The sequence below is a fragment of the Erythrobacter sp. genome, from assembly GCF_023653175.1.
Taxonomy (GTDB): Bacteria; Pseudomonadota; Alphaproteobacteria; order Sphingomonadales; family Sphingomonadaceae; genus Erythrobacter.
Map to the genome: position 1 here is coordinate 1 of NZ_JAMNXL010000243.1, position 4,438 is coordinate 4,438.

The 4,438-nt window shown below is 62.9% G+C and carries 6 protein-coding genes; all 6 read left to right on the forward strand.

Annotated features, from left to right (window positions below; all coding sequences use genetic code 11):
* Window positions 1–931: NADH-quinone oxidoreductase subunit NuoH (gene nuoH / locus NBV68_RS18100; protein WP_296312639.1), on the forward strand; the 931-nt coding region annotated here is incomplete at its 5' end.
* A complete protein-coding gene (locus NBV68_RS18105; RefSeq protein WP_296312642.1) occupies window positions 928–1,407 on the forward strand; it encodes a hypothetical protein in 480 nt (159 codons plus the stop codon). The genes nuoH and NBV68_RS18105, both read left to right, overlap by 4 nt.
* Window positions 1,404–1,892 carry an NADH-quinone oxidoreductase subunit NuoI gene (gene nuoI / locus NBV68_RS18110; RefSeq protein WP_086735106.1) on the forward strand — a complete coding sequence of 163 codons (489 nt, stop codon included), beginning with the start codon at window positions 1,404–1,406 and terminating at the stop codon, window positions 1,890–1,892. The genes NBV68_RS18105 and nuoI overlap by 4 nt, the downstream gene beginning before the upstream one ends.
* Before the next feature lie 144 nt (window positions 1,893–2,036).
* Window positions 2,037–2,660 (forward strand): NADH-quinone oxidoreductase subunit J, encoded by a 624-nt coding sequence (locus tag NBV68_RS18115; protein ID WP_296312650.1) that lies wholly within the window; start codon window positions 2,037–2,039, stop codon window positions 2,658–2,660.
* Window positions 2,657–2,962 carry an NADH-quinone oxidoreductase subunit NuoK gene (nuoK, locus tag NBV68_RS18120; protein ID WP_296312654.1) on the forward strand — a complete coding sequence of 102 codons (306 nt, stop codon included), beginning with the start codon at window positions 2,657–2,659 and terminating at the stop codon, window positions 2,960–2,962. The genes NBV68_RS18115 and nuoK overlap by 4 nt, the downstream gene beginning before the upstream one ends.
* A gap of 6 nt (window positions 2,963–2,968) precedes the next feature.
* On the forward strand, window positions 2,969–4,438 hold a 1,470-nt coding region (gene nuoL, locus NBV68_RS18125; protein WP_296312657.1), incomplete at its 3' end, for an NADH-quinone oxidoreductase subunit L.

The following is a 4,438-nucleotide window of genomic DNA, read 5'->3' on the forward strand; positions in this document are numbered from 1 at the left end:
CTATGTCGACCGCAAGGTGCTGGGCGCGATCATGATGCGGCGCGGGCCCAATGTGGTCGGGCCTTTCGGTCTGCTCCAGTCCTTCGCCGACGGGCTCAAGGTGTTCCTTCAGGAAACCATCATCCCCTCCGCCGCGAACAAGGGCATCTTCCTGCTCGCGCCGATCATCACTTTCACCGTCGCGCTCGCGGCCTGGGCGGTGATCCCGTTTGACGCGGGCGTGGTGTTGTCGGACATCAATGTCGGCCTGCTCTACATCCTCGCGATCTCCTCGATGGGGGTATACGGCGTGGTGATGAGCGGTTGGGCGTCGAACTCCAAATACCCGTTCTTCTCGGCGATGCGCGCCTCGGCGCAAATGATTTCCTACGAAGTCTCGATCGGCTTCGTTTTGGTGTGCGTGGTGCTGTTTGCGGGGACCTTCAACCTCAGCGGAATCGTCAATGAGCAGCGCGGCTTCGGGCTTGGTCTGATCAATGCCTATGTGGTGCACCCTCTATTGTTCCCGATGTGGGTGGTGTTTTTCATCTCCTCGCTGGCCGAAACCGCGCGCGCGCCGTTTGACCTGACCGAGGCGGAGAGCGAGCTCGTCGCGGGCTACCAGACCGAATATTCCTCGATGAGCTTCGCGCTGTTCTGGCTCGGCGAGTATGCCAACATCCTGTTGATGTGCTCGCTCAACACGCTGCTGTTCTGGGGCGGGTGGCTGCCGCCGCTCGACATTCCGGTGCTCTACATGGTGCCGGGGATCATCTGGTTCCTGCTCAAGACCTTCATGTTCTTCTTCATGTTCAGCTGGATCTGGGCGACCGTGCCGCGCTACCGCTACGACCAGCTGATGCGCCTCGGGTGGAAGGTGTTCCTGCCGATGAGCCTCGTGTTTGTCACGGTGACCAGCGGCTATCTGATGGCGACGGGGCATTTCGGATGATCGGCGTGGTGCTGATGGCGCAGGCCATGATCGAAACGCTCGATACGCGGCCGCAGCCGGAAATCCCGGCGACGGCTTTCGCCTGCAGTCTTGCGCGCGCCAATGGCGATGGCACTGCGGCGGAGAGCTTCGATCTCAGGGGCCTCATTCCCGTCGCGCCCAAGGGGCACTTGCCCAATGCGAGCTTCATCATGTCGCTGGAAAGTGCAACGGGAAGTCCCCTGGCCGGGCGAGCATCGATGACGCCGAGCGATGCTAGCGACTGGTATCGCGACTACCAGATATCCCGCCGGGTCGGCACCGCGCTCTACGTTATCAATCTGAAACTGCGCCGCGAGGGCACTTCGGTGGCCCATGTCACGGTCTACGACGATAGCTGGAACAGAGGCGGCGATAGCGCGGCCTATGAGCCCTATCGCTATGACGCCGCCGGGCTGTGCAAGGCCGACTTTTCGCCGAAAGAGCAGGGATCATGACCACAGTCTCCCACCTCATCAAGAGCTTCACCCTCTGGGAATTCCTCAAGGCGCATGCCTTGACGCTGAAGTATTTCTTCAAGCCCAAGGTGACGATCAACTACCCCTTCGAGAAAGCCCCGCTCTCGCCCCGGTTCCGCGGCGAGCATGCGCTGCGGCGCTATCCCAACGGCGAGGAACGCTGCATCGCGTGCAAGCTGTGCGAGGCCGTGTGCCCCGCTCAGGCGATCACCATCGAGAGCGAACCGCGCGAGGACGGCAGCCGCCGCACCACGCGCTACGACATCGACATGACCAAGTGCATCTTCTGCGGCTTCTGCCAGGAAGCCTGCCCGGTCGATGCGATCGTCGAGGGGCCGAACTTCGAATATTCGACCGAAACCCGCGAGGAGCTCTTGTACGACAAGGCCAAGCTGCTCGCGAATGGTGACAAATGGGAAAGGGCCATCGCGGCCAACCTTGAAGCCGACGCCCCCTACCGCTAGGGCGCGCGGCGACGAGGGAAACGGGGTCAATTGCATAAAGGGTAACGGCGTCCTGCCGGGACCTGAGACTTGGACTAAGGGATCAAATGCCGCTTTCTGGACTCTGGCGACAAGCCGGGGCTCGCGGATCGGCGGAGACGCATCATGATACAGGCCATCGCCTTTTATTTCTTCGCGACGATCGTTGTCGCAAGCGCCGTCATGGTCGTGATGGCGCGCAATCCCGTGCACTCGGTGCTGTGGCTGATCCTTGCGTTCTTCAACGCGGCCGGCCTGATGGTGCTGCTCGGCGCCGAGTTCATCGCGATGCTGCTGGTGATCGTCTATGTGGGGGCGGTCGCGGTGCTGTTCCTGTTTGTCGTCATGATGCTCGACATCGACTTTGCCGCGATGCGCGCAGGCTTCAGCCGCAACGCGCCGCTCGGCCTGCTGATCGCCGCTGTGCTGCTGGCCGAGCTGCTGCTGGCGGTGGGGGCATACAACGCGGGCGGGCTGACCCTCGGCACAGCGGCAGGCGATGCGGTGCAGGCCGCCGACACCAGTAACATCGAGGCCTTGGGCGCGCTGCTCTACGGGCGCTACATCATCCTCTTCGAGATCGCCGGGATCATCCTTCTGGTGGCGATGATCGGCGCGATCGTGCTGACCTTCCAGCCGCCCAAGCCGGGAGCGCGCGCGCGGCAGGATGTCGGCAAGCAGATCCGCCGCCGTCCGGAAGATGCAACCGTCATGAAAAACCCGGAGATCGGGCAGGGGATCGAGCTGTGATCGGGATCGAACATTACCTCGTTGTCGGCGCGATCCTGTTCGTGCTCGGCGTCTTGGGGATCTTCCTCAACCGCAAGAACGTGATCGTCATCCTGATGGCGGTCGAGCTGATCCTGTTGGCGGTGAACCTGAACCTCGTCGCCTTCAGCGCCTTCCTGAACGATCTGACCGGTCAGGTCTTCGCCATGCTGGTGCTGACGGTCGCAGCGGCGGAAGCGGCCATTGGCCTCGCGATCCTCGTGATCTATTTCCGCACCCGCGGCTCGATCGCGGTTGACGATATCAACCGGATGAAGGGGTAAGCGCGCGTGTCCACGCAGATCCTCATCATCGTCTTCGCGCCGCTGGCCGCTGCCCTGATCGCTGGCTTGGGCAACCGCATGATCGGCAATGTCGCGGCCAAGAGCGTGACGACCGCCGGGCTGTTCCTTGCCGCAGGCCTCAGCTGGCCGATTTTCCTCGGCTTCCTCGGCGGCACGGCCACGGCGGAAGTCGTGCCGGTGCTCAAGTGGGTGCAGAGCGGCTCGCTGAACTTCGACTGGGCGCTCCGGGTCGACACCATGACCGCGATCATGCTGGTCGTGATCAACTCGGTCTCGGCGCTCGTGCACCTCTATTCGTGGGGGTATATGGAAGAAGACCCGGATCAGCCGCGGTTCTTTGCCTACCTCTCGCTGTTCACCTTCGCGATGCTGATGCTGGTGACCGCCGACAACCTCGTCCAGATGTTCTTCGGTTGGGAAGGTGTGGGCCTTGCCTCCTATCTGTTGATCGGTTTCTGGTTCAAGAAGCCCAGCGCGGGCGCGGCGGCGATCAAGGCCTTCGTGGTCAACCGTGTGGGTGACCTCGGCTTCATGCTCGGCATCTTCGGCACCTATCTGGTGTTCCAGACCACCTCAATCCCCGAGATCCTCGCGGCTGCTCCGGCGATGAGCGGATCGACGATCACCTTCGTCGGCATGCGCCTCTACACGATGGACATCCTGTGCATCCTCCTGTTCATCGGCGCGATGGGCAAAAGCGCGCAGCTGGGCCTCCACACCTGGCTGCCCGACGCGATGGAGGGGCCGACTCCGGTCTCCGCGCTGATCCACGCCGCGACCATGGTCACCGCGGGCGTGTTCATGCTGTGCCGGCTTTCGCCGATGTTCGAGACCGCGCCGACCGCGCTGACCATCGTCACCATCGTGGGCGCTGCGACCTGCTTCTTCGCAGCGACCATCGGCACGACGCAGTGGGACATCAAGCGGGTGATCGCCTATTCGACCTGCTCGCAGCTGGGCTACATGTTCTTTGCCGCAGGGGTGGGCGCTTACGGGGCGGCGATGTTCCACCTCTTCACCCACGCCTTCTTCAAGGCGCTGCTGTTCCTTGGCGCGGGCTCGGTGATCCACGCGATGCACCACGAGCAGGACATGCGCTATTACGGCGGCCTTCGTAAGCACATCCCGCTCACCTTCTGGGCGATGATGATGGGCACGCTGGCGATCACCGGCGTCGGCATCCTCGGCGTATTCGGCTTTGCGGGCTTCTACTCGAAGGACGCGATCCTCGAGGCGGCCTATGCGCGCCACAATGGGGCGGGGCAGTTTGCCTTCTGGGCAGGCGCGATCGCTGCGCTGCTGACCAGCTTCTACTCGTGGCGCCTGATGTTCCTGACCTTCTGGGGCAAGCCGCGCTGGGAGCAGTCCGAGCACATCCAGCACGCGGTTCACGATGACCATGGCCACGGCGATCATGCCCATGCCCATGCCCATGACGATCACCATGCGCCTGCC